At 56.8% G+C, this 708-nt stretch carries 1 protein-coding gene and 1 pseudogene; both read right to left on the bottom strand.

Going from position 1 to position 708, the window contains the following annotated elements; all coding sequences use genetic code 11:
- Nucleotides 1-224: pseudogene (locus BK662_RS19260) on the bottom strand (hypothetical protein); the annotation flags it as partial.
- Between the two features lie 48 nt (nucleotides 225-272).
- Nucleotides 273-536 carry a DUF2790 domain-containing protein gene (locus tag BK662_RS19255; protein ID WP_123359369.1) on the bottom strand — a complete coding sequence of 88 codons (264 nt, stop codon included), beginning with the start codon at nucleotides 534-536 and terminating at the stop codon, nucleotides 273-275.
- Nucleotides 537-708: the final 172 nt, after the last annotated feature.

Genomic DNA, 708 nt, shown 5'->3' with positions numbered 1-708 from the left:
TGCGGCGTACGGCTCGAACCATCAGCAGCTACCAACTGACCTTGCGGTGTACGGCTCGAGCCGTCCTGTACCAGGAAGTCACCGCCGCCCTGCGCGTTCACAGGGGTCAACTGGAAGCAGGTGCTGCTGCCGCAGGAGGTTTGTTCAACAGCGGCGTTGGCATGAGCGGCGGCACCAGCCAGGGCGAAAGCAGCGGCGGTCAAAAAGCGAGTCACGTTGTTCATGGTTTTTCTCCTGTTTAAAAGGGGCTCAGCAATCGGTAAGTGAGGGGCTCAGTTGTCACCAGTGCAGCCGTCAGCGAACTTGCGGTAGTCCAGGACCTGCGTTTTGCTCTGGGAATCCAGGTAGGTCATCTGGGCATTCACAACCCCGCAGGTGGGTGTGGCGTCCTGTGTCAGCGACACCACTTTTTTGATGTCCAGGTGGGTGCCATAGGTGTAGGTCTCAGGCGAGACGCCTGCTTCGGCGCGGGCGGACAACGTGCAGATGTTCAGGGCGGCAAACAGGCAAGCGGCGTAGATTGCTTTGGTGTTCATGGTGATCTCCTCAAGGCTTCAATGGCTAGGTCGTTCAATTGAGCCGAGGCGGTTGGGGTTGCCTCGATGGAACCTATTAGACGCCTGAGAGGTATCTGGTCTGTGTCGAAAAAAGAGACGTTTAAATCGATACGTATCAGAGCCGCCTGGTAATACACATCGATACAAACCT

The sequence above is a fragment of the Pseudomonas frederiksbergensis genome (assembly GCF_003732275.1).
Classification (GTDB): Bacteria; Pseudomonadota; Gammaproteobacteria; order Pseudomonadales; family Pseudomonadaceae; genus Aquipseudomonas; species Aquipseudomonas frederiksbergensis_H.
The sequence above is the reverse complement of the archived record's forward strand: the minus strand, read 5'-3'. Positions and strand labels throughout refer to the sequence as shown.

Bases quoted from the DNA above. Each gene is read 5' to 3' on its own strand.
- BK662_RS19255 (WP_123359369.1), bottom strand. From the start codon at position 536: ATGAACACCAAAGCAATCTACGCCGCTTGCCTGTTTGCCGCCCTGAAC.